26 protein-coding genes are annotated in these 25098 nt (G+C 73.4%); 5 read left to right on the top strand and 21 right to left on the bottom strand.

Translation table 11 applies throughout. From position 1 onward, the window contains the following. Positions 1-53 precede the first annotated feature (53 nt). Together ACIOD1_RS07670 and nadE are read right to left on the bottom strand one after the other, a co-directional pair. Positions 54-1058: a BtrH N-terminal domain-containing protein gene (locus ACIOD1_RS07670; protein WP_365617363.1), complete on the bottom strand. Its 1005-nt coding sequence runs from the start codon at positions 1056-1058 to the stop codon at positions 54-56. A 68-nt stretch (positions 1059-1126) separates the two neighbouring features. After that, complete coding sequence (gene nadE, locus ACIOD1_RS07665) at positions 1127-1957, bottom strand: ammonia-dependent NAD(+) synthetase (RefSeq protein WP_401900884.1); 831 nt, start codon at positions 1955-1957, stop codon at positions 1127-1129. 321 nt (positions 1958-2278) lie between these two features. Here nadE and ACIOD1_RS07660 point away from each other — a divergent pair, with 321 nt between their 5' ends. Further along, entirely contained in the window at positions 2279-6442 is a 4164-nt protein-coding gene (locus tag ACIOD1_RS07660; protein ID WP_401900881.1) for a molybdopterin-dependent oxidoreductase, read from the top strand. A gap of 505 nt (positions 6443-6947) precedes the next feature. Here the strand turns inward: ACIOD1_RS07660 and ACIOD1_RS07655 are convergent. The 12 genes from ACIOD1_RS07655 to ACIOD1_RS07600 all read right to left on the bottom strand — a co-directional run bounded on the left by ACIOD1_RS07655 (position 6948) and on the right by ACIOD1_RS07600 (position 14037). Beyond that, positions 6948-7142, bottom strand: coding sequence for a hypothetical protein (locus tag ACIOD1_RS07655; RefSeq protein WP_401901390.1), 195 nt, complete (start codon positions 7140-7142; stop codon positions 6948-6950). A 128-nt stretch (positions 7143-7270) separates the two neighbouring features. Beyond that, positions 7271-7999: a metallophosphoesterase gene (locus ACIOD1_RS07650; RefSeq protein WP_365617369.1), complete on the bottom strand. Its 729-nt coding sequence runs from the start codon at positions 7997-7999 to the stop codon at positions 7271-7273. Next, positions 7996-8262: a hypothetical protein gene (locus ACIOD1_RS07645; protein ID WP_365617371.1), complete on the bottom strand. Its 267-nt coding sequence runs from the start codon at positions 8260-8262 to the stop codon at positions 7996-7998. The genes ACIOD1_RS07650 and ACIOD1_RS07645 overlap by 4 nt, the downstream gene beginning before the upstream one ends. Positions 8263-8273: 11 nt before the next feature. Beyond that, complete coding sequence (locus tag ACIOD1_RS07640) at positions 8274-8903, bottom strand: hypothetical protein (protein WP_365617373.1); 630 nt, start codon at positions 8901-8903, stop codon at positions 8274-8276. 68 nt (positions 8904-8971) lie between these two features. Continuing rightward, positions 8972-10003 (bottom strand): NAD-dependent epimerase/dehydratase family protein, encoded by a 1032-nt coding sequence (locus tag ACIOD1_RS07635; protein WP_365617375.1) that lies wholly within the window; start codon positions 10001-10003, stop codon positions 8972-8974. Then, entirely contained in the window at positions 10000-10653 is a 654-nt protein-coding gene (locus ACIOD1_RS07630; RefSeq protein WP_401900876.1) for a hypothetical protein, read from the bottom strand. Before ACIOD1_RS07630 ends, ACIOD1_RS07635 begins: the two co-directional genes overlap by 4 nt. Positions 10654-10740: 87 nt before the next feature. Next, positions 10741-11829, bottom strand: coding sequence for an iron-containing redox enzyme family protein (locus tag ACIOD1_RS07625; RefSeq protein WP_401900874.1), 1089 nt, complete (start codon positions 11827-11829; stop codon positions 10741-10743). Beyond that, a complete protein-coding gene (locus ACIOD1_RS07620; protein ID WP_365617545.1) occupies positions 11826-12020 on the bottom strand; it encodes a CDGSH iron-sulfur domain-containing protein in 195 nt (64 codons plus the stop codon). The genes ACIOD1_RS07625 and ACIOD1_RS07620 overlap by 4 nt, the downstream gene beginning before the upstream one ends. A gap of 61 nt (positions 12021-12081) precedes the next feature. Then, positions 12082-12753: a HemK2/MTQ2 family protein methyltransferase gene (locus ACIOD1_RS07615; protein WP_401901388.1), complete on the bottom strand. Its 672-nt coding sequence runs from the start codon at positions 12751-12753 to the stop codon at positions 12082-12084. A gap of 205 nt (positions 12754-12958) precedes the next feature. Then, entirely contained in the window at positions 12959-13189 is a 231-nt protein-coding gene (locus tag ACIOD1_RS07610) for a DUF6479 family protein (protein ID WP_365617382.1), read from the bottom strand. A 174-nt stretch (positions 13190-13363) separates the two neighbouring features. Beyond that, a complete protein-coding gene (locus ACIOD1_RS07605; RefSeq protein WP_365617384.1) occupies positions 13364-13717 on the bottom strand; it encodes a PRC-barrel domain-containing protein in 354 nt (117 codons plus the stop codon). 158 nt (positions 13718-13875) lie between these two features. Continuing rightward, positions 13876-14037, bottom strand: coding sequence for a hypothetical protein (locus tag ACIOD1_RS07600; protein WP_053676175.1), 162 nt, complete (start codon positions 14035-14037; stop codon positions 13876-13878). Between the two features lie 216 nt (positions 14038-14253). Between ACIOD1_RS07600 and ACIOD1_RS07595 the strand changes: the two genes are divergently transcribed. Further along, positions 14254-15981, top strand: coding sequence for a thiamine pyrophosphate-dependent enzyme (locus ACIOD1_RS07595; RefSeq protein WP_401900871.1), 1728 nt, complete (start codon positions 14254-14256; stop codon positions 15979-15981). Positions 15982-16089: 108 nt separating this feature from the next. Here ACIOD1_RS07595 and ACIOD1_RS07590 read toward each other — a convergent pair whose 3' ends face one another. Genes ACIOD1_RS07590 through ACIOD1_RS07580 form a run of 3 tightly spaced genes read right to left on the bottom strand, consistent with a single transcriptional unit; the run spans position 16090 to position 17188 of the window. Continuing rightward, positions 16090-16356, bottom strand: a complete 267-nt coding sequence (locus ACIOD1_RS07590; protein WP_365617388.1) for a DUF4235 domain-containing protein — start codon at positions 16354-16356, stop codon at positions 16090-16092. Further along, positions 16353-16772 carry a DUF3618 domain-containing protein gene (locus ACIOD1_RS07585; protein WP_365617390.1) on the bottom strand — a complete coding sequence of 140 codons (420 nt, stop codon included), beginning with the start codon at positions 16770-16772 and terminating at the stop codon, positions 16353-16355. Before ACIOD1_RS07585 ends, ACIOD1_RS07590 begins: the two co-directional genes overlap by 4 nt. After that, complete coding sequence (locus tag ACIOD1_RS07580; protein WP_401900869.1) at positions 16769-17188, bottom strand: phage holin family protein; 420 nt, start codon at positions 17186-17188, stop codon at positions 16769-16771. The genes ACIOD1_RS07585 and ACIOD1_RS07580 overlap by 4 nt, the downstream gene beginning before the upstream one ends. A 169-nt stretch (positions 17189-17357) precedes the next feature. On the opposite strand from ACIOD1_RS07580, the gene ACIOD1_RS07575 reads away from it, so the two are divergent. Both ACIOD1_RS07575 and ACIOD1_RS07570 read left to right on the top strand, forming a co-directional pair. Continuing rightward, the gene (locus ACIOD1_RS07575) at positions 17358-18416 is read left to right on the top strand and encodes a YihY/virulence factor BrkB family protein (RefSeq protein ID WP_401900866.1); all 1059 of its coding nucleotides are present in this window, start codon (positions 17358-17360) and stop codon (positions 18414-18416) included. Positions 18417-18541: 125 nt separating this feature from the next. Further along, positions 18542-19279 carry a VOC family protein gene (locus ACIOD1_RS07570; protein ID WP_365617547.1) on the top strand — a complete coding sequence of 246 codons (738 nt, stop codon included), beginning with the start codon at positions 18542-18544 and terminating at the stop codon, positions 19277-19279. A 6-nt stretch (positions 19280-19285) separates the two neighbouring features. Here ACIOD1_RS07570 and ACIOD1_RS07565 read toward each other — a convergent pair whose 3' ends face one another. Next, a complete protein-coding gene (locus tag ACIOD1_RS07565) occupies positions 19286-19819 on the bottom strand; it encodes a type 1 glutamine amidotransferase domain-containing protein (RefSeq protein WP_365617396.1) in 534 nt (177 codons plus the stop codon). A 144-nt stretch (positions 19820-19963) separates the two neighbouring features. Next, complete coding sequence (locus ACIOD1_RS07560; RefSeq protein WP_401900863.1) at positions 19964-21256, bottom strand: AI-2E family transporter; 1293 nt, start codon at positions 21254-21256, stop codon at positions 19964-19966. Between the two features lie 186 nt (positions 21257-21442). On the opposite strand from ACIOD1_RS07560, the gene ACIOD1_RS07555 reads away from it, so the two are divergent. Then, on the top strand, positions 21443-23179 hold the full coding sequence (locus tag ACIOD1_RS07555) for a PP2C family protein-serine/threonine phosphatase (RefSeq protein WP_401900860.1): 1737 nt from the start codon (positions 21443-21445) through the stop codon (positions 23177-23179). 9 nt (positions 23180-23188) lie between these two features. On the opposite strand, the gene ACIOD1_RS07550 is transcribed toward ACIOD1_RS07555, so the two are convergent. Then, positions 23189-23992: a phosphatase PAP2 family protein gene (locus ACIOD1_RS07550; RefSeq protein WP_401900858.1), complete on the bottom strand. Its 804-nt coding sequence runs from the start codon at positions 23990-23992 to the stop codon at positions 23189-23191. Between the two features lie 113 nt (positions 23993-24105). Then, a complete protein-coding gene (locus ACIOD1_RS07545; protein WP_365617403.1) occupies positions 24106-25086 on the bottom strand; it encodes a YihY/virulence factor BrkB family protein in 981 nt (326 codons plus the stop codon). Positions 25087-25098 lie beyond the last annotated feature (12 nt).

The following is a 25098-nucleotide window of genomic DNA, read 5'->3' as shown; positions in this document are numbered from 1 at the left end:
CCCACTCCCCCGCGGGCCGGACCCCGAACGGCCTTCCTCCCGCTGTCCGGGTGCTACTTCTGCAGCGCCCGGACGGCCTGTCCCTCCAGGTCCACGCAGCGGTCCACCCGCTCCGCGCACGCCTCGAAGAGCGCCCGGCGCCCCTCGGCGTCGGCCTCCGGGTCGGCGGCCAGGGCGAGCGCGGCCAGCTCCGACCAGTACCGGGCGGACTCCCGGAACAGACCGGCCGCCTCCGGGCGCCCGACGAGGTCCAGGAAGTCCGCGTACAGCGGCCGGGTCGCGCCGGGGGCCGTCCACTCCTCTTCCAGGCAGGCGTACAGCCGCCCGGTGCCGGCGCGGAAGGCCTCGGGGGATCCGCCGAAGCGGTGCTCCCAGCCCACCTGTGTGGTCCGGTCGCGCAGTTGTGCGGCGAACTTCTCCATCCCGGAGAAGCCGAAGTTCACGTCGAACTCGTTCCCCAGCACCGGACCCGTGAGGTGGGTGACGGTGGAGGCCACGGCCCCGTCCACGTCCGGCTCGCCCTCGGCCGGCCCGGTGGGGACGATCAGCTGGTGGCGGCCCTTGCGGTGCGCGGTCCAGGCGGTCCCGAACTCCTCGCGGTCGATCCGGTACGGGGTCTCGGCCCCGTCCTCGATCAGCAGGTCGTCGCCGTCGTAGCCGGCGATGACGACCGTGTACGGGTCGGCGCCGGTCCTCTCGGCGTCCGGGTCGCCGTCGTGCCAGGGCAGGGAGGAGCGGTCGACGACGCAGAAGGCGGGCTGCCCCTCGTCGAGCGCGGCGCGCACCCGGCCCCAGCGCGGCTTCATCGCGCGCGTGGCGTCGTACGGGATCCGCAGCCGGCCGAGCGCGACCTGCACCCAGGGCTCGGGGTGGGACTGGGCCACGATCGTGGGGATGGGCGTGCGGCCCGCGTACTCGAAGACGAAGTACATGAAGCCGATCCCCCCGGCCAGGCCGGCGACGAGTTCCTCGTCGTGGGCGCTGCCCAGGGCGTGCCGGATCAGGGAGGCCTCACGGTGGCGTCCGGTGCCGAAGTCTTCGTACACGAGCACAGTCATACGGTCAGCCTAGCCGCACCGCCGACGCCTCCCGGGCCGCCGGCGGGCGGCCCGGGTGGCCGGGTGGGTCAGGGGGCGACGGGGAGCTGCCGCTTGTGCTCGGTGAGGCGGTAGCGGCGCACGATCGTGGCGAAGGCCTCCTCGCCGACCGGCTTGCCCTCCAGGAAGTCGTCGATCTCGTCGTAGGTGACGCCGAGCGCGTCCTCGTCGGCCTTGCCCGGGTCGAGGGTCTCCAGGTCCGCCGTGGGCACCTTCCAGACCAGCGCGGCGGGGGCGCCCAGCGCGTCGGCGACGGCCCGCACCCGGCGCTTGGTGAGGCCGGTCAGCGGGACCAGGTCCGCGGCGCCGTCGCCGAACTTGGTGAAGAAGCCGGACACCGCCTCCGCCGCGTGGTCGGTGCCGACGACCAGGCCGTCGTGCGCGCCGGCGACCGCGTACTGGGCGATCATCCGCTGGCGGGCCTTGATGTTGCCCTGGACGAAGTCCTGGTGGTGGTCGTCCCGGAAGACGGCGCCGCCGGCCAGGCAGGCTTCGAGGGCGGCGTCGCCGGCGGGCTTGACGTCCACGGTCAACACCCGGTCGGCGCCGATGAATCCGAGCGCGAGCTGGGCGTCCTTCTCGTCGGCCTGGACTCCGTAGGGCAGCCGCATCGCGTAGAAGGTCGCGTCGTGGCCGGCGGCGCGGGCCCGCTCCACGGCGAGCTGGCAGAGCCGGCCGGCGGTGGTGGAGTCCACGCCCCCGCTGATGCCGAGCACCAGGGAGCGCAGCCCGGTGGAGGTGAGCCGCTCGGTGAGGAAGGCCACCCGGCGCTCGATCTCCTGCTCGGCGTCGAAGGTCTGCGACACCTGGAGTTCCCGGGCGATCTCCTGCTGCAGGGCGGTGGACGCCGGCTGGCTCACGGCTGCTCCTCGTGGTCGTTCGTGGTGGGGTGCGGCGGGGCGCGTTGTCCCGCCGACCCTAGTCGAAGCGGCCGGCGGTCGACTTCCGGGGGAACGGCCGTGAGAAGGGGCCTCGGGGGAAGCCGCCGAGGTGAGGTCCGGGCAAGCCCGCCTCACCGCCCGCGGCGATCTCGGGGCAGTCCCTTGTAACCCCGTGGTGGTGCCTCCCGTCACACGGGCGCAACAGGGGCTTCCTACGTTGGCGACCACGGGGACCGACCCGCTCCGGGCCGCCGCGGCCCGCAGCGGTGGGTGTCGGCCGGTGGCGCGAGGAGGTCCGCTGTGGCGGAGGCCGGGACGGATGACGGGGTGCGTACGGTCTGCTCCTACTGCGGAGTGGGGTGCGGGATCGTGCTGGACATCGCCAGGGGCCCCGACGGCCGGCGTACGGTGGCCGGGGTCCGCGGCGACCGACGGCACCCCGCGAACGCCGGGCGCCTGTGCACCAAGGGCGCCACCCACGCCGACATGCTGGCCGCGCCCGGCCGGCTGGAGACCGCGCTGGTCCGCGCCGAGCGGGGCGCCGAGCCCGCCGCCGTCGCCGTGGAGACGGCCGTCGCCGAGACCGCGCGGCGCCTGCGCGCGATCCTCGACGCGCACGGCCCCGACGCGCTGGCCCTCTACGTCTCCGGCCAGATGTCCCTGGAGGCCCAGTACCTGGCGAACAAGCTGGCCAAGGGCTTCCTGCGGACGAAGCACATCGAGTCCAACTCGCGGCTGTGCATGGCGAGTGCGGGCAGCGGCTACAAGCTCTCGCTGGGCGCCGACGGACCGCCCGGCTCCTACGAGGACTTCGAGCGGGCGGACGCCTTCTTCGTCATCGGCGCCAACATGGCCGACTGCCACCCCATCCTCTTCCTGCGGATGATGGACCGCGTCAAGGCGTCCGGAGCCAAACTCATCGTGGTGGATCCCCGGCGCACCGCCACGGCCGACAAGGCCGACCTGTTCCTCCAGATCCGGCCCGGCACCGACCTGGCCCTCCTCAACGGCCTGCTGCACCTCCTCGTCGAGGACGGCCGGATCGACGCCGCCTTCATCGCGGAGCACACCGAGGGCTGGGAGGACATGCCCGACTTCCTCCGGGACTACACGCCCGCACGCGTCGCCGAGACCACCGGCCTGGCGGAGTCCGACATCCGGCTGGCCGCCCGCTGGATCGGCGAGGCGGGCGAATGGACGAGCTGCTGGACCATGGGCCTCAACCAGTCCACCCACGGGACCTGGAACACCAACGCCCTGGTCAACCTGCACCTGGCCACCGGCGCCATCTGCCGCCCCGGCAGCGGCCCCTTCTCCCTGACCGGTCAGCCCAACGCGATGGGCGGCCGGGAGATGGGCTACATGGGGCCCGGCCTGCCCGGCCAGCGCTCGGTCCTGGTCGAGGAGGACCGCGCCTTCGTCGAAGGGCTGTGGGGGCTGGCGGCGGGCACCCTGCGGGGCGACGTCGGAAGCGGCACCGTCGAGATGTTCGAGAAGATGGCCGCCGGCGAGATCAAGGCGTGCTGGATCATCTGCACCAACCCGGTCGCCTCCGTCGCCAACCGCAGTACGGTCATCAAGGCCCTGGAGACCGCCGAACTGGTCGTCACCCAGGACGTGTTCGCCGAGACCGAAACCAACTCCTACGCCGACATCGCGCTCCCGGCCACCCTCTGGGCCGAGGCCGACGGCGTGATGGTCAACTCCGAGCGCGACCTCACCCTGGTCCGGGCCGCCACCGACCCGCCCGGACAGGCCCTGCCCGACTGGCAGTTGATCGCCCGAGTGGCCTGCGCGATGGGATTCGCCGAGGGGTTCACGTACACGTGCGCCGAGGAGGTCTTCGAGGAGCTGCGGCAGGCCTGGAACCCGAAGACCGGCTGGGACCTGCGCGGCGTCACCTACGAGCGGCTGCGCACCGGCCCCGTCCAGTGGCCGGCCGCCCCCGGCGGTCCGGACCGCAATCCGATCCGCTACCTCAACGACGGCGTCGGCGCACCCCCGGTCGAGCGTCCGGACGGCAGCCGTCCCCGGCTGGTCTTCCCCACCCCGACGGGTCGGGCCGCCTTCTTCGCCCGGCCGCACCTGCCGACGGGCGAACTCCCGGACGACGACTACCCGTTCGTTCTCAACACCGGGCGCCTGCAACACCAGTGGCACACCCTGACCAAGACCGGCAAGGTCGCCAAGCTGAACAGGCTGGCCCCCGGTCCCTACGTGGAGATCCACCCGCAGGACGCGGCCGCCCTCGGCATCACGGAGGGCGACGGGGTGGAGGTGGCCTCGCGGCGCGGGCGGGCCGTGCTGCCCGCCGTCCTCACCGACCGGGTCCGGCCCGGGAACTGCTTCGCCCCGTTCCACTGGAACGACCTGTTCGGCGAGTACCTCAGCGTCAACGCCGTCACGGACGACGCCGTCGACCCGATCTCCTTCCAGCCCGGGTTCAAGATGTGCGCGGTGACCCTGACGAGGACACGCACCCCTGTATCCGTCTCCCCACCGGTGAACTCGCCTGCGGTGACGTCCGGTTCGGGCGGAACGAGCGCGAGCGTGAGCGCGGTCGCGAGCAGGGCGCACCCCGCGACGTCCGCGCCGGCCACGGCCCTCGCCTCCGTGTTCGGCCTGGACGGGCACGCGCCGCCCGCCCTTTCCGACGGCGAGCGCCAGTACCTCGCCGGTTTCCTCGCCGGGCTCGCCTCCGCACCGCCCGGCCCGGGCGTGCCGTCGCTGCCCGCCGACGCCCCCTTCGCGGCCGGGCACGCGCTCTGGGTCGACGGTGTCCTCGCCGGCACGTACTCCCGTACGGCCACGGCCCTCGCCGCCGCGCCGGACCGGCCGGTCACCCGGCCGACCGTGGTCCTGTGGGCCTCCCAGACGGGGAACGCCGAGGGACTCGCCGCGAGCATCGCGACCGAACTGGGCGCGCACGGCGCCCCGGTGAGCGTGCACAGCATGGCGGACCACGACCCCGCGGCCCTGACCCCCGGCACGGACCTCCTGGTCGTCACGAGCACCTTCGGCGACGGTGAGGCGCCGGACAACGGAGCCGCCTTCTGGGACTCCCTCGAAGCCGCCGACGCCCCCCGCCTCGACGACGTCCGCTACGCGGTGCTCGCGCTCGGCGACTCCGCCTACGAAGCCTTCTGCGGCCACGGCCGCCGCGTCGACCGGCGCCTCGACGAACTCGGAGCCCGACGCCTCCTGCCCCGGCTGGACTGCGAGCCCGACTACGAGGAGCCCGCCGGCCGGTGGCTGGAGCAGGTGCGCGAGGCCCTCGCGACCGCCCCCCGCCCGGCGCCGGCCGCCACCGCCCCGGCGTCCCGACCCGCTTCGGACCGGAACGCCCCGGACCGGAACGCCCCGTACACCGCGCGACTGTCCGGCAACCGGCTGCTGAGCCTTCCCGGCGCCGGCAAGGAGGTCCGCCGGTTCACCTTCGACCTGGGCGCGGACGGCCCGGCGTACGAGGCGGGCGACGCCCTCGGCGTCCGACCCGTCAACTGCCCGGACCTGGTGGCCGAATGGCTCTCCGCCACCGGGCTCGCCGCGGACGCGGAGGTCGCCGTACCCGGACACGGCCCGATGCCGTTCGCCGAGGCCCTCCACCGGCACCTGGACATCACCCGGCTCACCCCCGACCTGCTGCGCTTCGTCACCGAGCACACCGGCGACCGCGGCCTCAAACAGCTCACACGGCCCGACAACAAGGACGGCCTCGCCCGGTGGACGTGGGGGCGCCAACCCGTGGACGTCCTGACCGAGTTCCCCGTCCGCATCGGTGCCCAGGAGTGGGCCGAGCGCCTGGGGCGTCTGCGGCCGCGCCTCTACTCGATCTCCTCCAGTCCCCTCGTCGACCCGCGCGAGGTCAGCCTCACCGTCTCGGTCCTGCGCTACGAGGGCCCGACCGGCCGGCGCCGCAAGGGAGTCGCCTCCACCTTCCTCGCGGACGCCGAACCGGGCACCCCCGTACCGCTGTTCGTCCAGCGCTCGCCCCACTTCCGCCCGCCCGCCGACGGGGACACCCCGGCGGTCATGGTCGGCCCCGGGACCGGCATCGCCCCCTTCATGGCCTTCCTCGACCACCGCCGCGCCCTCGGCCACCGGGGCGACAACTGGCTCTTCTTCGGCGAACAACGCAGCGCCACCGACTTCCACTACCGCGAGGAGCTGGCGGAACTCCACCGGCACGGCACGCTGAGCCGCCTGGACCTGGCCTTCTCCCGCGACCAGCGCACCAAGGTCTACGTCCAGGACCGCATGCGCGAGCACGGCGCCCAGTTGTGGTCCTGGCTCCGGGCCGGCGCCCACTTCTACGTGTGCGGCGACGCGAGCCGCATGGCGAAGGACGTGGACCGCGCCCTGCGCGACATTGCCGTGGCCCACGGCGGCCTCGACGAGTCCGAGGCCTCGGCGTACCTGAAGCAACTCGCGACGGAGAAGCGCTACGGACGCGACGTGTACTGACCGGCGGCCCGCGTCGGTCCGGGCGGGAGGGGGCGCCCGACGGCATCGACGCCGGAGGTCCGACCACACCCGGCTCCAGATTCCCTGACGGCACCTCAAAAGAATTGCGGGCGAAGCCGTTTGCCCGTGGTCCGTCGGGATAGACGCGGGATACCGGAAGCGCTCACAGCGAGATCGAGCGGCTTTCGGAGCGGGCCCGAGCCGCGCGGCGTTCTCCCCCCTCGCCGCGTGGCCCAGGCCGCACGACGGGCTGCCGCCCGGATCCGCACGGCAGCCGAACGGCCCCGATCCCCGGCCTGCCCTCCCCCGCCGGGAACGGGTCGGTCGGCGAACCCCCGAGGACGACGCTTCAGCCGCCGCCCCCGGGCTCCGGATCCCCGACGGCAGCGGCCCGGTCCGCACGACGAAGGCGGCGGCGGGCGCGATGCGCTCCGCCGCCGCCTTCCCGGTGGCCGTGGCCTCCCGTGAACCACGCGGGTGGGGCCGCGGCCGCCGTCGTCGGGCGTCAGTCCCGTCGTTCCGCGTCCTCGTCGGACTCGTGGGACTCGTGGGACATCGCCCGTTCCTGGAGCCGCCTCAATTCCTCGGGGGTCTTGCCGGGAACCGGCCTGCTGGCCTCGGGGTGCACCGGGTCGGGACCGGGGTCCTCCGACACCTGCTCCTCGCGGCCCGTACCGGGCTCCTGCCTCTTGTGATCCATGCCCTTCACGGCCGGCTCTCCCTTCGTCGTTCGTCCGTCCCGTCGGTCCGCCGATGGTTCGACGTCCCGTCCGTGGGGCGCCTGCCCGGTCCGCCCGGCCGTAACCGGGGCCGGGGGCGTGAGGGTGGTCAGGGCCTGGGCGTGAGGTGGTAGACGGCGTAGGCCCGGTTGATGACGGGCATGGCCACGTTCCTGACGCGGACTCCGCCCGCCGTGATCCCGTGCTCGGTCCCCAGGTGCGCGTGGCCGTGGACGGCGAGGTCGGCGCCCACCTCGTCGATGGCTTCGGCGAGGAGGTGGCTGCCGAGGAAGGGGTGGATCTCGGGGGGCTCCCCCACCAGGGTGTCCGGGACGGGCGAGTAGTGGGTCAGGGCGATCCGCAGGTCGGTGTCGGCCTCGGCCAGCTCGGTCAGCGCGCGGCGCAATCCGTCCGCGCACGAGCGGGAGTGCCGCATGAAGGCCTTCATCTCGGGCTCGCCGAAGTCGCTGCCGCAGCGACCGGCGTAGCCCCCGCCGAACCCCTTGGCCCCGGCCACGCCCACGGTGGTGCCGTTGAGGTGGAGGACCGTCGACTCTCCTTCGAGGACGGTGACCCCGGCGGCCGTGAGGATGTCGGTGACCTCGCGCGGTCGGTCGTCCTGGTGGTCGTGGTTGCCGAGCACGGCCGTGACGGGCACGGGCAGGCCGGCGACTTCTCCGGCGACCACGGCCGCCTCCTGCGGGGTGCCGTGCCGGGTGAGGTCACCGGCGAGGAGCAGCAGGTCGGCGTGGTCGGCGAGGGTCTCGAAGGCCGGTCGCAGGGAGCCCTCGCTGCCGGGTCCCAGGTGGATGTCCCCCACCGCCGCGACGCGGATCACGACAGGTCCTCGGCCCGGTCGGGCGGTCCTGCGGCGACGATGGTCAGGTCGTGGCGCCAGGCCAGCGGGTGGAGGGCCTCCCCGGCGATGCGCAGCACGGTCTCGCGGCATCGCGGGTCGGCCACCGCCCCCCAGACGAGGACGGTGTCGGCCCGCACTTCGACGCGGACCCCGAGTTCGGCGATGTCCTCGTGCGCGAGCCGGTCACGCAGGTGCTGCGCCTGGTATTCGGGTGGTGTGGTCGGGGGCGGCTGTGCCGTCATGGCGGGCCTCCTTACGAGCCGGGCGGGGCCTGGCGGGCCTCTTGGTCGGGCTCCTCGCGTGGCTCGATCACCCGGAGGCGTTCGAGGAGGTAGAGGAAGGCGTCGGGTAGCGGCCGGTCGCGGTGGCGGGCGGTGAGGAGCGGCCAGTCGATGCGTTCGCGGAGCATGCGGGCCATGGGGAGCAGGTCCGCGAAGTCGCAGTAGTGCTCGCACAGCGCGTTCAGGCGACTGTCCATGAGGTCGGTGGGAGCCAGGACCGGCATGCGAACGGAGTCGACCGCGCGGACGTCCGCGCGGTCGAGGAGCTCCATGGCGACGGGCCTGCCGGCCAGTTCCACGATCAGGTCGATGTCCTCGTCGCCGTCGCGTCCCTTGACCAGCCAGTCCTCGGGGGCATCGACGATGGTGATGCCCCCGGCGGACAGGGCCTTGATGGCGATGTCGACGTCCTCGGGGCGCAGGCAGAAGTCCGTGTCGTGGCGGAAGCGTGCCGGCAGGCCGTGGGCGAACGCGGCGACGCTCCCGGTGAGTGCGAAGGGCACGTCGGCTTCCTTGAGGATCGCGCCGACGCGCTTGGTCGACTCCAGGATGGCCTGGGTGTGGTCGCGGGGCAGGACGTCGGATCCGTCGGAACCGCTCACGGTTCACCGCCTCGGGTCGGGTGCCGGACGCACCGGCCGGGTTCCGCGTCTTCCCGCGCTGCCGACCGTCAAACGGACGCCCGCCCGGCGCCCGCTCCCGCGGGGGCCAGGGGTGGGGTGTCGAGGCCGGCTCCCTCCCGGAGGCCTTCGAGGAAGGCCGCGACGGCCTCGGTGGCGGTGTGCGTCGGGACCCACCCCAGCTCGGCGCGGGCCCGGCCGGCGTCGAGCAGGGGCAGCCGCAGGACGGCGTCCAGCAGACCGGGGGCGGTCGGTACGAGGTGCATGCGCCAGGCCGCGGCGAGTGCGGCGCGGGCGGCGCCCGCCGGGAGCGGCACCGTACGGGCGTGCAGGAGCTCGGCCAGGGCCGCCGTGTCCAGCACGGGGTCGGCGACGAGGTTGAAGGGCCCGTGGACGGGACGCACGACCGCGGCCCGGTACGCGGCCGCGGCGTCGTCGGTGTGCAGGGCCTGGAAGCGGAGCCCGGTCACCGCGGGCAGCGCGGGCAGCAGGCCCGGCCGGACCAGCCGCCACGGCAGGAGCGGGCCGGCGAAGATCCGGCGCTGCTCGCTCGCGGACTCCCGCTTGAAGAGGAACCCGGGCCGCATGCGCACCACCCGCAGGTCGGGGTGGGCCGGCTGGAAGGCGTCGAGGTAGCGCTCCAGGTAGGCCTTCTCCCGGGTGTAGGCGGCGCCCGGCCAGCCGTGGGTGGGCCAGGACTCGTCGACGGGCCGCCCGTCGGAGGGGCCGGGCGAGTACGCCCCGACCGAGGAGGCGTACACGAGGGCGCGCACGCCGGCGCGGGCGCACGCCTCGAAGACCCTGATGCCGCCGAGGACGTTGGTGCGCCAGGTGGTGGCGGGGTCGTGGGTCGGCTGGAACTTCCAGGCGAGGTGGACGACGGCGTCGGCGCCCGCGAAGAGCCGGGTCAGATCGGCGTGACCGGGGTCGATGTCCGCTTCGGCCCATCGCACTCCGGGGAGGGTGAGTGCGGGGCGCCGGCGGGCGACACCGAGCACGTCGGCGATCGTGCGGTCGGCGGCCAGGGCCCGTACGACGCTGGTGCCCGCGTTGCCGGTGGCGCCGGTGACGACGACCCTCATGACGCCCACCTCGCCCGTCCCGTCGGGCCGGGCCTGTGCCTGCCGTCGGCGCCGCCCCGGCCGGCGGGTGCGGGGGCGGTCTTCGCGGAGTCCACGGAGTTCACGGCGGGGGTGAAGGTGCGCCGTGCGGCTTCTCCCCGTAGCCGCTCCACCGTGGCCGCCTGCCGCCGCGCGCGGGCCAGGAGCCGGTCGACGGCGGAGCGGTCGAGGTGGTCGGCGGCGTCGGCGAGGCTGCCGAGCGACTGCCACAGGGACGCCTTGCCCTCGATGCCGAGGCGCAGGGCTTCCAGTTCGAGGACGTCGCTCAGGGGCGAGCGGGTCACCAGGCGGCCGTTGAGCTTGATCCGGCCCGCCTTCTCGGCCAGCCGGCCCACGACGACCCTGGACCACTGGGCGGGGACGTCGAGGGCGCCCATGACCTCGCGCAGGCTCTCGCGGTCCTCGGCGATCTGCCCGGCGAGTTCGGCCAGGGGCTGGCCGGCCGGGGTGCCCCGGTGCGTCCTGGCCATGCGGCGGACGAGGTCGACTCCGCCACTGGCGCCCGCGAGGTGGTCGTTGAGGTAGATCGCGAGGAGGCGGTGGCGGTCGGCGGGGGACGGGGAACGGGATTCCGGAGCGGTGGGGCCCGCGCCGGTACGACGTGCGGTCATGACACCTTTCCTCTCGCTCGGGCCTGGGCCGTCGAAGCGTGGTGCTTGGCGTCTGACCGGCCTGCCCCGCTTCAAACCGGGTTCCCGTCACACCCCGGGCAGTGGTGTGCGCAGGGCGCTGCGGCCCCGGGCCCACGCCTCGCGGATGTGGTGCGCCAGGCGGTCCTCCAGCAGGACGGTCGCCGCGCAGCCGAAGGCGATGTCGCCTTCCAGGTCGGGTTCGTCGGCGAGGAGCCCGCCGATGACCTCGTGGCGCACGACCTGTTCGTGGACGGCGTCGGCCTCGACGTGCTCGGCGTAGAAGTGTTCGGCGGCAGGGCCGGCGCCGCAGCGCCGCATGGCCGCGGCCAGGCGCCGGGACCCGGGCGAGGAGGTGACCTCGACGCACGCGAAGTGGCCGACGAGCGCGCCCCGCAGGGCCCGGTGGAGCCCGAACAGGGACATCAGGTTCACGGTCGCGAGCAGGGGCGCCGGGGCCTGGTCCAGGTAGCGGCCGTAGGTGGGGTCCAGTGCGAGGTCGCCCATGAGGTCCGCGAACAGCTTCGCGTGGATGCGGTCGGCGCGGCCGGCGCCGAACTCGTCGTACTCGATGGCGACCATGGCGGCCTTGGCCCGGCCGGTGAGCCGGGGGACGACCCAGACGTGCGGGTCGGCCTCCTTGAGGTGGTAGAGGGAGCGCAGGGCGGCGTACTCGCGCAACTGCCAGTGCAGGCCCTCGGTTTCGAGGTGGTGGCTCAGGCTGTCGGAGAGGTCGACGGGTTCGACGAGCAGCGGGGCGAAGGCGTCCTCGACCGTGTCGGGTCCGTCGGACAGTTCGGTGCGCAGGGCGTGCACGAACCGGGCTTCCATGGCTTGGCGCAGTTCGAGGAGGTGCGGGTCCCATTCGCGTGCGTCGTGGACGCCGTCGAAGCCGCGGTAGTGCAGTTCGTAGAGCAGGTAGAGGGCGAGCTGGAGGTCTTCGCCCCACGGGTCGGCCTTCAGTACGGCGCCGGGTGCGTAGACCGGCGGCCCGCCCGTCCGCAGGGCACGCGTGACGGCTCCGGACAGCTCGCCCCTGCCGTCGACGAGCCGGGGTCGGGACGGCGAGGTCGCCGTGGTGGCGGTGGTCGCGGTGGTCGCGGTGGCTGTCGTCGCGGTGGTGGTGCTGGTCGTCGTAGCCGGGCCGGCAGCGGTCATGACGGGCTTCCCTTCTCGGGCGGCGCGGCCGCTCGCTCGCGTCTGCGGTGACTGGTGTCGCACCACGGGTAGGAACGGCTGCGGCGGCAGGTGCAGAGCGCCACCGCGAACCGGTCGGACCGGACGACCGTTCCGTCGTCCAAAACGACCTCGACCGGGCCCTCGACGAGGACCGGGCCCTGGGGCTCCATGGAGATCCGACGGGCGGGTGCGCCGGTGGGCGCGGGCGCGGTGGCCCGTCGCGGGGTGTCGTCAGAGGTGTCGGGCACGGATGACCACCAGCTCCTCGCGGTCCTCGGCCTCGGCCGCCAGTCCCCGGCGTTCCAACCAGCTCCGCCGCGAGCGCAGGACGGGACCCCACGGCACGGACGCCTTCGCCGTCACCCGCGCGGCCAGCCCGGCTCCGGCCAGCCGCTCCAGGGTCTCCTCGGCCCCGCACATCCCGCTGTGCACCATGAGGAGCACGCCTCCGGGGCGCAGCAGGGTCGGGGCCTGCGCGCAGATCCGGTCGATGACCGCGCGGCCGTCGGGGCCGGCGTCCCAGGCCCGCTCCGGTCCGCGCGTCGGAGGCCGGGTGGCCGGGGCGGGGACGTACGGCGGGTTGGAGAAGATCAGGTCGTAGCGGCGGCCGGCCACGCGCGCCGCGAAGTCCCCGTGTTCGACGCGGAGGGGAAGCCTTCGGCGCAGGGCGTTCAGGCGCGCCGTGGCCACGGCGGGCCAGGAGACGTCGACGGCCGTGACCTCTGGCCCCCTGCCGGCGGCGTACAGGGCCAGGGCTCCGGTGCCCGTACCGATCTCCAGCACGTCCCGGCAGGACTCCAGGTCCTCGTGCGCGAGCGCTTGTGCCAGGAGACGGGTGTCCGCCTGCGGCTGGTAGACGCCCGGCAGGGCGATCAGGCCGGGAGGCAGCGTGCCCAAGGTCAGAGCCGTACTGGTCACCGCGTACCTCCGGGTTCGGATACGGCCCGCGCCGGCGGACCGCTGTCGGGGACGACAGGGGGCGACTGCCCCCGCCGGCGGGCCGCATCCGGGCTTTCCGCGATCTTTGGAGGATCGACCGAGAACGCGACGGCGGCGGCGTCGGCGCGACCGTGGGCGCCCCCCGGAAGCGCGTCGTGCGACCGACGTCTCATACGCGGGGCCCGTGGCCGCCCGCTTCCTCGTCGGGTGTCTGCCAGGAGTCCCGGCGCTCCTGGGCCACGGGGTTCTGATCGGCCGGACGGGCGGGGGCCGCGCGCCGCGCGCTGCGTCGGCTGCCGTACCAGAAGGCTCCGATCAGGAGGAGGACGACGACCACTCCGGCAATGACGAGCAGGAGCGGTCCCCGGGTTTCGGCTGCGAGGATCTCGGTGGCAATCATGAAACGCCCCTACCCCCGATCGACGGTCTTACGAGGTGGCCGCGGGGAACGGCGGCACGGAACCTCCTCTTCACCCGACCGGCCCCTTCGGGTCGCGCGAACGCCCCGGGCGGGGTGGGCCGACGACCTGAGGTCGTCTTCCCACCCCGCCCGGGGCGTTTCGGTCGCGCACCGTCAGGGACGCTGCGGACCGCCGTAGTAGCCGCCGACCTGACGGTGGTAGTCGTCGTCGCCGAGGTGCTTGTCCTTGTCGAACTCGGGAGCGTTCTTGATCTGCTCCTTGGTCCGGTCCACGTAGATCTTCTCGTCCGCGCCGTCGATCCTGCTGATCGTCCCGGCCGGCAGGAGGACTTCCTTGCCGAAGATCCACGGACCCGTGTCGACCACGATCCAGGACGAGCCGACCTCGTCCGAGTGCTTGTCGACCTTGCCGATGGAGCCGTCCGTGGCCTCCACCTTGTAGCCGCTCAGGTCGGAGCCGGCCAGTCGGCCGGACGTCTCGTGGTAACCCCACACATTCGCGGACATGAAAACAACTCCTTCATTTGTCGTTTCGGCGGATGGTTTTCTCACGGCCTTCGATGCCGTCCTGATTCAGTACGCAGCCGGGGCCATTTCCGCCGCATCATCGCCTTCCCGGAAGAATTCGCCTCACACTCCGGGGTCGAACTTTCCGCTCCGACCGGCTACCAGCGGTACCAGCGGCCACTGCCACCCTTCGGCCGGGCAACAAAGCCCACGAGCCACAGAACGAGCACCGCGATGGCGACCCACCAAAGAATCTTCACCGCGAATCCGGCGCCGAAGAGAATCAGTGCGAGCAGAAGAACAAGAAGCAGGGGAACCATTGTTATCAACCTCCGAAGAGCCGTGTGCCCGACATGCCTCCGACCATGCATTCGAAATTCACGAGGCGCCGGCGCCGGGGTCCGTTCGGGGAGATTGCCGGGCCCCCTTCGGGACAGACGCACGACGTACGGGTCCCACCCCGACACCCCCTGGCCCCTGGCCCCTGAGCCGTAAGCCGTAGCACCACCTTGACCCCGGAACCGGAGGAGAACCCCGTGACGCGCACTGTCGCCCGCGTGATCGTCGACGCCCTGAAGGACCTGGGCGTCCAACAGGTGTTCGGAGTCGTCGGAGACGCGCTCAATCCGCTCACCGACGCCATCCGCACCACGGACGGACTGGACTGGATCGGCTGTCGCCACGAGGAGGCGGCCGCCTTCGCGGCCGGGGCGCAGTCCCAGCTGTCCGGCAACCTCGGCGTGTGCATGGGCACCGTCGGGCCCGGCTCCGTCCATCTCCTCAACGGCCTGTACGACGCGGCGAAGAGCCGTACCCCGGTCCTCGCCGTCTGCGGGCAGGTGCCCTTGGCCGAAGTGGGCAGCGACTACTTCCAGGAGGTCGACAACGACCTGCTCTTCCGGGACGTGGCCGTCTACCGGGCCACCGTCACCTCGCCCGAGCAGATGCCCCGGATGCTGGAGTCCGCCGTACGGGCGGCGATCGGTCAGGGCGGCGTCGCCGTACTGACCGTGCCGGGCGACCTCGGAGACCAGGAGGTGAGCGACGACCGGCCCGCCCGGTTCGCCCGCGAACGCTCCGTCACCCGCCCGGACGACCCGGCGATCGACGCGGCCGCGTCGCTCCTGGGCGCGGCGTCGAAGTGCACCCTGCTCGTCGGGCGCGGGGCCCGGGAGGCGAAGGAGGAGGTGTTCCGGCTCGCCGAGCTGCTCGCCGCGCCGATGGTGCTGACCCTCAAGGCGAAGGAGGGCTTCGAGGGGGACAACCCCTTCGAGGTCGGCCAGACCGGGCTGATCGGCAACCCGGCCGCCGTCCACGCGCTCGACGGCTGCGACACCCTGGTGATGCTGGGCACCGACTTCCCGTACCGGGACTGGTACCCGACGGGCTGCAAGGTGATCCAGATCGACACCCGGGAGGAGCACCTGGGGCGCAGGGTGCCGGTGGACGCGGGGCTGACCGGTGACGTCGGGGCCACCCTGCGGGCGCTGCTCCCCCGGCTGGAGGCGGTTTCCGACCGCGGGCACCTGGACGACTCCCGCGAACGGTTCCTGCGGTGGCAGGCGGGGCAGCAACGGCTGGCCGATCCCGGTCACGACCACCGCTGGGTCGGGAAGCTGCGGTCGGCCCTGGACAACCGGGACCACGACATCCGCCCGGAGGCCCTCGCCGCGGCGGTGGACGCGCACGCCGCGGACGACGCGGTCTTCACCTCCGACACCGGCATGGCCACCGTCTGGCTCTCCCGGTTCGTCTCCATGCGCGGCACCCGGCGGCTGATCGGCTCCTACAACCTCGGCTCCATGGCCAACGCCATGCCGCAGGCGATCGGGGCGCAGCTGTGGGCACCCGGTCGCCAGACGGTCGCGTTCTGCGGGGACGGCGGCCTGAGCATGCTGCTCGGGGACCTGATGACCATCAAGACGTACGGGCTGCCGGTCAAGCTCGTGGTCTTCGACAACCGCCGGCTGGGCATGGTCAAGCTCGAACAGGAGCAGGCGGGTCTGGAGGAGTTCGGTACGGAGCTGGACAATCCCGACTTCGCGGCCGTGGCCCGCGCGCTGGGGCTCACCGGTATCCGCGTCACCGATCCGGCCAAGCTCCACGAGAGCGTGCGCCAGGCATTCGAGACGCCGGGGCCGGTCCTGCTGGACGTCCTGACCAACCCCGAGGAGGTGGCCGTGCCGGGGAAGCCGACGGTGAGCCAGGGGTGGGGGTTCGCCGTCGCCAAGATCAAGGAGATCCTGCCGAGCCACGAGGGCTGAGGCCCTCGGGGCCGAGCCCCTCGCACGCGTGAGCGACCCCGGACACCGAGAGGTGTCCGGGGTCGCTCACCCATCCGGCACACGTCCGGTGGGATCCGAAGGGGAGGCCTACGTCGGCCAGACGCCGGTCGCGCTGCGTACCGCCACGGCTCCCGACCGTTCGACGGCGGCCTTGACGACGGCGAAGACGGCGCCCTGCAGGGCTGCCGCGATGAGGATCTCGCGCCACCGCCGATCCTCGTCCGTGGCGTTGGGCGCGTCGTCGTCGTGGCCGGCCACCTTCCAGACCTGCTTGAAGAGCATGCCCGCCAACAGTCCCGCGCCCGCTCCCAGTGCGAGCCCGACGGGCCTGTAGGCGAGCGTCGAAGCCTTCATCGCCGCCTCCCCCGCAGGCGTGCCACCACGTACACGGCGACCAGCCCCGCGGCGGCGAGGTACAGGACCCGGTGGTCGCGGCCGGCCCTGCCGAACTCCCCGGCCTTGACCCGGAGCGCGGCGGGGACCGTGTCCTGCACCAGTTGTCCGGCCTCCGCGGCCTTCTCCCGCACCTCGGCGGCCTTCTCGCGGACTTGAGCGGTCGTCTCCCGGACCTGGGCGGTGGTCTCGCTCGCCTTGGCGGCGACCAGGTCGCCGACCTCGGCGGCCTTGTGCTGCGCCCGGGCCTTCACGTCGGTCTTGGCGGCCAGCGCCTCGACGGTCTTGCCCAGCGCGTCGCGCGTGGCCTCGACGTGTTCCCTGATCTCTTCGGTGGTCCCCGCCGGCGGGCGCGGGGTCTCGGATTCGTGGCTCATCGGTGTGCCCTTTCCTTGATCTCGGCGGCGTCGGCCTTGAGGCTGTCCAGGGTCTGCTCGGGTGCGGGCGGCGTGGCCCGGTCGATCCGCCCCTTGCCGAGGCGGGCCAGGACGAAGGCGGTCAGCGCCAGCACGGCGGTGACGACGAGCGCCGCCGCCCACAGCGGCAGCAACAGGGCCAGGGCCACCACCGCGGTCGCCACGAGGGCCTGGAGCGCGAGCACCCCGACCAGCCCGGCGCCGCCGAGCAGGCCGCCGCCGATGCCGAACTGGCGTCCCTTGTCCGCCATCTCCGCGCGGGCGAGGCGCATTTCCGCCCTCACCAGCTCGGAAAGCTGCTCGGAAGCCTGCTTGACCAGCGCGCCGGTCGGGTCGTGGGGGCCGGCTGCCCCGTGCTGCTCGTGCGGCGTGACCACTGCTGCGTCCTCTCCTCGGCGTCGCGTGCCGTGCCGGAGCGGTCGGCGCGGCCCTTCGCCCCACGTCTGCCCCCCCAGGCGGGGCGCACTCCGCTGATCGGCGGGAATCGTGGCGCGGACGGCCCCCACCCCGGCGTTTGCCACGGGCCGGAGGGGACAGGCGGCGGACATGAATCCCACAACGGCTGCCGGTCACCCCGGCGAGGGCGGCAATGGAGAAGCGGCGCCGGTCGGTCCCGGCCCCGCGGTGGAACGCGACCAGCCCGACGGACCGGCGGAAATGCCGCAGAAGTCGTGGTGGGCGGTCCTGAAACGGACCGCGAAGGAGTTCCAGACGGACGAGCTGAGCGACCGGGCCGCCGCTTTGACCTACTACGCCGTCCTGGCGCTCTTCCCGGCCCTGCTGGTCCTGGTCTCCCTGCTCGGGGTGGCCGGCCGCTCCGCCAGCGACTCGGTCCTGGACGACCTCACCCGGCTGACCCCCGAATCCGCGCGGGGCATCGTCACGGACGCGGTCCGTCAGCTCCAGGACAGCGGCGGTCTGGGATCGGTCCTGGCCGTGGTGGGCGTCCTGGCCGCCGTCTGGTCGGCCTCGGGGTACGTGGCCGCGTTCATCCGGGCCGCCAACGCCGTGTACGACCTGCCCGAGGGCCGCCCCCTGTGGAAGGTGCTGCCGCTGCGGCTGGCCCTGACGGTGGGCCTGATGGTGATGGCGTCGGCGGGCGCGCTGATCGTCGTCTTCACGGGCTCGCTGGCCCGGCGGGCGGGAGAGGCCCTGGGGCTCGGGGACACCGCCGTGGCCGTGTGGTCCGTCGCCAAGTGGCCCGTGCTCGTCCTTCTCGTCACGGTCATGATCGCGCTGTTGTACTGGGCCTCCCCGAACGCCAAGGGTCGGGGCTGGCGTTGGGTGACGCCGGGCAGCTTCCTGGCGCTGGTTCTCTGGATGATCGCCTCGGCGGGCTTCGCCCTGTACGTCGCGAACTTCGCCTCCTACAACAAGACCTACGGCACGCTGGCCGGTGTGATCGTCTTCCTCATCTGGCTGTGGATCACCAACCTGGCCGTCCTCCTGGGGCTGGAGTTCGACGCCGAGCTGACCCGCGAGCGCGCCATCGTCGGCGGCATGCCCGCCGAGGACCGGCTGTACGTGGAACCGCGCGACACGCGCGAGTGGACCGACGCGGAGAAGCGACGGGTCCAGGAGAGCGGCGGGCCGGAGTGCCCCTGAGCCGTCGCGCCTCTCCTCGCGCTCCCGCCCCCGGGGCTACCGTGGGGACCGGGGGCGCGAGGAGGTTGGTAGCCGTGTCCACGTCAAGCCACGAGGTGTTCGGCGCACCCTGCTGGGTCAGCCTCATGACCAGGGAGCTGGATGCCGCCCAGGCGTTCTACGCCGGCGTGCTCGGCTGGGAGTTCCGGGCCACCCGACTGGGCGAGGGGTTCAGCGTGGCCCTGCTCGACGGGGTCCCCGTCGCGGGCATCGGCGCGCTGGCCGGGCGGCTCGGCGTCCCGGTGGCCTGGACCCCGTACTTCGCCGTCGAGGACGCTGACGTCACCTCGGCCCGGGTGCGCGAGCGCGGCGCCACGATGGCCGTCGGCCCGCTGGCGTTCGGCACCGGCAGGGCCGCGCTGGCGGCCGACCCGGACGGGGCGGTCTTCGGGTTCTGGCAGGGCGAGGTGATCCCGGACTGGAGCGGCGACCGCGAGAACGCGGCCGTCGGGATCGAGCTGCGCACCCGGGACGCGTTCGCGGCCGCGGTCTTCTACGGGGAGGTCCTCGACTGGGCCTGCGAACGGCCCGGCTGCTGCGACGTCTCCTACGAGCAGGGCCACGTCGTGGTCCGCCGGGGCCGCGGCACCGTCGCCCGGATCAACGGCGGCGCCGTCGAGGCCGCACCCGACCCTCTGGTGCGGCCTCGGTGGCACGTCCACTTCCACGTCCCCGACCTGGAGGCCGCGATCGACACGGCGGCCCGGCTCGGCGGCCGGGCCGTCTCTCCCGTGCGGACGTCCTTCGACAGCCGCGCGGTGACCCTGAGCGACCCCGACGGCGGGCTCTTCACCGCCGTCGCCCCCCAGGACCCGCCGCGCTGACGGCCGTCAGGCCGCGAACTCCTTGACGAGGGCCGCGCAGAAGGCGTCGAGGTCGTCCGGGTTCCGGCTGGTCACCAGGGTGGCCGGGGTGGCCCGGCAGACCTGGACCTCCTCGTCGACCCAGGTGCCGCCCGCGTTGCGGATGTCGGTCTTCAGGCTGGGCCACGAGGTGAGCGTCCGGCCGCGCACCACCTCGGCCTCCACCAGGGTCCAGGGGGCGTGGCAGATCGCGGCGACGGGCTTGCCCTGCTCGAAGAAGCTCCGCACGAAGCTCACGGCCCGCTCGTTCGTCCTCAGCGCGTCGGGGTTGGCCACGCCGCCGGGGAGCACCAGGGCGTCGAAGGCGTCGGCGGTCCCGCCCGCGAGGATGTGGTCCACGGTGAACCGGCCCGCCTTGTCCAGGTGGTCGTACGCCTGCACCTGTCCCGCCTCCGTCGAGACGAGCTGCGGGTTCCAGCCCGCCTTCTCGACGGCCTTCCACGGCTCGGTGAGTTCGACTTCTTCGACGCCTTCGGGCGCGGTCAGGAATGCGATGCGCACCGCGTTCACTTCCTTCTGTCGCGGGGCTCCGGCGCGATCCCCACGCGCTGCGGGGGGGCTCGGGCCGGAGCCTGGGGGTTCGTTCGGTCCCCGTGCGCCTGCCCGGCCGACCCCGTCCTAATCAGGTGATTCCGGACGCTCGGGTCAGGGGGCTCCGGCCGCGGGGGTCGCGGGCGATTCCGGCTCCGGCGCCGCTGCGGATCCGTCGGCGAGCGGGTCCTCCAGGTCCTCGTCGTGCGCGTGGGCGCGCAGGTACCCGATCACCGTGTTGGAGACGGCGACGAGCGGTACGGCGACCACGGCTCCGCCGATCCCCGCCACGGTGGCGCCGGTGGCGACGGCCAGGACCACGGCCAGGGGATGGACCCGGACGGCGCGTCCCAGGATGAAGGGCTGGAGCACGTGCCCCTCCAACTGCTGCACCAAGAGCACCAACAGCAGGACCATGAGGGCGGTGAAGACCCCCTGGGTGACCAGCGCGACGACCACGGCGAGCGCCCCGGAGGCCACCGCGCCGACCAGCGGCACGAAGGACGCCAGGAAGATCACCACACCGATGGGCACGGCGAGGGGCACGCCGAGGAAGTAGATGCCCACGCCGATGAAGAGGGCGTCGATCATGGCGACGATCATCGTGCCGCGCACGTAGGCCGTGAGCGTCCGCCAGGCCCGCGGGCCCGCACCGGCGACGCCCGGTCGGGCCGCGGCCGGGACGAGCTTGAGCGTCCACTGCCAGATGCGCTTGCCGTCGTACAGCAGGAAGAGCGTGGAGAACATCGCCAACAGCATGCCGGTGAGGGCCTCCACCAGCACGGTCACGCCCTGGAGACCCTTGGAGGTGATCTCGCTCGAACTGGTGCCGATCGAGTCGCTCAGCTTCTTCGCGACGTCGCTGATCTGCTGCTCGGTCACGTGGAACGGGCTGTTCAGGAGCCACCGCTTCAGCTCCTCGATGCCTTCCTGGAGGCGACCGGAGAGGTTGTCCAGGTTGTCGAGCACCTGCCAGACCACGAACCAGCCGACCAGCCCGAGCACCACGAACCCGCAGATCGCCGTGACGGCGGTGGCGAGCCCCTGCGACAGCCCGCTCCGGCGCAACCGGGCCACCGTGGGCTGGAGCAGCGCCGTGACCAGCAGCGCGACGGCGAAGGCCAGGACGACCAGCCGTACGGCGCCGATCACCCGCATCAGCACCCACACCGTCGCCGCGAGCACCAGGAACCGCCAGCCCGCCTCGGCCGCCACCCGCACACCCCAGGGCACCGCCCGCGACGGGTCCGGGGTCCGGGGGCGCGCCCGCCGGGCCTCGGCCGCCCGCTCCGTCTCGGCGTCCGCCGCGTCCTCCGCGTCCCTGCGGGCCTGGACCTGCGCCCGCCGTTCGCCGAGCGCCGCCGAGCCCCGCTTCGCGCGGTCGAGCCATCCGTGGATTCCGGGCATCCGGAACCTCCCTCCGTATCGTTGCCCTCCTGCCCCCGATCTCCCCGCTCAGCCCGGTGCGCCCACGTACCGTTGACGCGCGGACGGGCGGGAGATCGGTAAGGCTCAGCACATGGTGCGATGCGGACACGCGATGACGAACGAGCCGGGCCGATCGGCCGCCGACCCGCCGCGACGGTACGTCGGATGACCCCCTTCGTACCGCGGGACCCGGAGACGCTCAAACAGGTCATCGCACGCGAGGTCGACACGCTGCGCGCCGCCGCGCGGCAGGCGGCGGGGCCCCCGCGGGAGATCACGGAACCGTCCGGGGAGCCCGACGCGCCGGCGGAGGAGGCCTGCTCCTGCGGGGGCGGCGAGGGCCCCGGGCACGCCTGCGGTGAGGGCGGGGACGGCCACGACCCGTGGGCCTGTGTGTGTGCCACCCTGCCCGCCGTACCGGTGTCGGCCGCGCTGCTCGAACCGGTGCGCGACGACTCCGGGCGGGTGGTGGACTTCCGGGTCAAGGCGGGCAACCACGTGCGCTCCGCCCACTGGCTCGACGCGCCCGACCGACAGGTCGGCCGGCGGCTGCTCGACGTCCAGCCCGGAGCCGCCGCGAGCGGCCTGCTCGACGCGCTGGCGGACGTGCTCGGCAGCGGGCGGGCGCTCAAGGAGCACGCGGTCGACTACACGGAGCAGCGCCACGACGGACTGCACCGGACCACTCTCCTGTACGGCGCGGCCTCGTGCGGCGACAAGGTCCTCGCCACCTGGCGGCCCGCCCGCAACCGCAACGAGCTGCTGTCGCTCGACGCGCAGTACATCGCGTCGATGGGCTGGGGCACCTGGGACCTGCTCTCCGGTGACGTCACCTGGTCGGAGGGACTGGCCTCGATCTTCCGCACGGAACCGTCACGGCCGTTGTCCCTGGCCGATCTGAGCGACGCCGTGCTCCTGGAGGACGTCCGCCGTTTCGCCGGGCTCGTGACGGCGCTGCTCGACGGGGAGGAGCCCTCCGGGGTCGAAGTGCGCTTCAGCGTGCTCGGCGAGGTCCGCACCCTGCACCTGGTGGGCCATCCCGTGGTCGCCACGGACGGGCTGCCGTGGGCCCTGCACCTGATCGCGCGGGACCTGACGACGGAGGTCCGCAGCCGGCACCGGCTCGCGGCGACCCGGCAGCAGTCCGACCGGCTGCGTCAGGAGGCCGCCGCCGAACGGCGCGTCGCCTCCGCGCTGAGGGAGGCACTGCTCCCGACGCACTCCGCGGAGCTCGCGGAGCTGGGGGTCGCGGTGGCGGCGGCGTACGTGCCGGCCGAGGAGCAGGCCGCGGTGGGCGGGGACTGGTACAAGTGCCGGCGCCTGCCCGACGGCCGGATCCTGCTCGCCATCGGCGACGCCTGCGGCCACGGACTGGGCGCGGTCGCCCGGATGGCCCAACAGCGGCACGCCCTCGCGGGCCTGGCCCACGCCCCGCGCACCGACGCGGGCCGGCTCACCACATGGTTGAACGAGCTGCTGTGCGCGGACCCCGCCGCCCAGACGGCGACCGCCATCATCGGACACATCGAGACCGGGCCCATCGACACCGCACGGAGCTTCCGCTGGGCCTGCGCCGGCCACCCGGCGCCCATGCTGCTGCGTGACGGCACGGCCACCACCCTGGACCCGGCCCACCGGGGGCCGCTGTTCGGGCTGTTGCCCGGTCACGAGTACGCGACCGCGAGCGTCCCCCTGGAACCGGGTGACCTGCTCCTGCTCTACACCGACGGCATGGTCGAGCAGCGCGGGGAGGACATCGAGGAAGGAATCGAGGCCCTGCGGGCGACCCTGGCCCGTTGCGCGGGCCTGTCCCCCCGGGAAACCCTCGACCACATCATGGCCACGCTCGCCCCCGAGACCAGCGAGGACGACACCTGCCTGGTGGCCGTCCGCCTGGACTGACCCGCACGGTCACGGACGGCCCGCACCCACCGGGGGTTCGGGGTCGGCGTCCACGAGCTCGGGCTCCAGCCCCTGCGCGGGCGTGGTGCGGGCGCGGCCGATGTCGGTCCGCCAGGCTTCGAACGCGAGGGTGGTCGCGGTGACCACGACGAGGCCCAGCAGCCAGCCGCCCATCACGTCGCTGACCCAGTGCACGCCCAGGGCGACCCGGGTGTAGGACACCCCGAGCACCGAGACGACGGCCAGGCCCCAGGCCACCGGCCGCCAACCCCGGGGCACCAGGGGCAGCAGCACCAGCAGCAGGACGGCGCAGGAGGTCGTGGCCGTCATGGCGTGGCCGGAGGGGAAGGAGAAGCCGGGCGCGGCGGCGACGGGATCCGGCAGGTGGGGCCGGGCCCGTTCGACGGCGTTCTTCACCAGCAGCCCCGCCAGTCCTCCGGCCGTGGCGGTGACCGCGGCCCAGGCGGCCAGACGCACGGCCCGGCGCACGAGGAGCCACACGACCAGCACGGCCACCAGCAGGCGCATGGTCATCGGGCTCCACACGACGTTCGTCAGGAAGTCGAGCACCTCCACCCGGCCGGGGCTGGCGACCGCACTCGCGTGGAGCCGCTCGGCGGTGTTGCGGTCCAGCCGGCGCAGCGGCGGCCACTGGGACTGGACCAGCACCAGTGCGAGGGCGAAGGGCACCGCGACCAGAGCGGTGACGGCGGCGGTGGACACCAGCCTGACGCCGAGCCTGGCATCGGGGCCGTGGCCGCCGCGGACGAGGGTCGCGGCGAACCGCCGCAGCCAGAAGATGCGCTGTGTCATCGTCGCCGCGCTTCCATTTCTTGAGGGGGGTGCGTGAGGGGTTTCGTGAGGGGGTTCCGTGAGGGCGGTGGACGGGCGTCCTTTCGGACGCCGCGTCGGCGGACGCCGTCCGCTCAGACTCCGGGGTCCGCCAGGACCGGCTCGGCCACTCCCGCCCGGGCGGCTTCCAACTGGGCGGCGAAGGCGAGCCCGAGGAAGAGCGCGAGCGAGGTGAGGTAGGCCCACAGCAGCAGCGAGACGAACGCGCTGAGCGGTCCGTACACGCTGGTGAAGGAGCCGCTGGCGCCGACGTAGACGCTCAGCCCCCAGGTCGCCACGAGCCAGAGCACCAGGTAGACGCTGGCGCCGAAGGCGAGCCAGGTGTAGCCGGGCTGCGTACGGCGGGGCGAGCGGCGGAATATGGCGCTGGTGGCGAGCATGGCCAGCAGGACGCCGACGGGCCAGCGCAGCAGTTCCCACGCCCGGGTGGTCGTCTCGCCGAGGTGGTAGACCTCCGCCAGTGCCCGGCTCAGGTCGGCGCCGAGGACGGTGACCACGAAGCTGAGCCCGAGCGGCAGCCCGGCCAGGACCGCCATCACCAGCCCACGGGTGTACTTGCGCAGGAACGGACGGTCTCGCTCCACGCCGTAGATGCGGTTGGCCCCGCGCTCCACCTGGCACAGGCTGGTGGTGATGTTCACGATCGAGAACAACAGGCCGAACCAGAGGGCGACCTGACTGCCGTTCCCGGACCGGCTCCGGGTCTGTTCCAGGGCGTCGTCGACCACGTCCTGGCTGGGCCCGCTGGAGAGGTGTCGGATCGTCAGTTCGGCGAGTCGTCCCACGTCTTCGGTGTGCAGCACGCTGGACAGGCCGATGACGGCGATGGCCAGCGGAACGATCGAGAGGACCGTCTGCAGGGCGAGGGCCCGGGAGTGGCTGAAGCCGTCGGCGTAGCGGAACCGGACGAAGGCGTCCCGTACGAGGGTCCATCCCCCGTAGCGGCGCAGGGCGGCCCACGCGTCCTCTCCGGAGAGTTCGGTGCCCTCCATCTCCAGGTCTGCCTCCACGGCCTTGACTTCGCTGCGCTGCGGTACTCGGGTAGCGGTGCCCATGGCCCGTCCCGT

Origin of the sequence: Streptomyces sp. NPDC088097, assembly GCF_044741845.1 — a bacterium.
Classification (GTDB): Bacteria; Actinomycetota; Actinomycetes; order Streptomycetales; family Streptomycetaceae; genus Streptomyces.
Note: the sequence above shows the minus strand (reverse complement) of the source record. Positions and strands in the feature narration are given on the sequence as shown.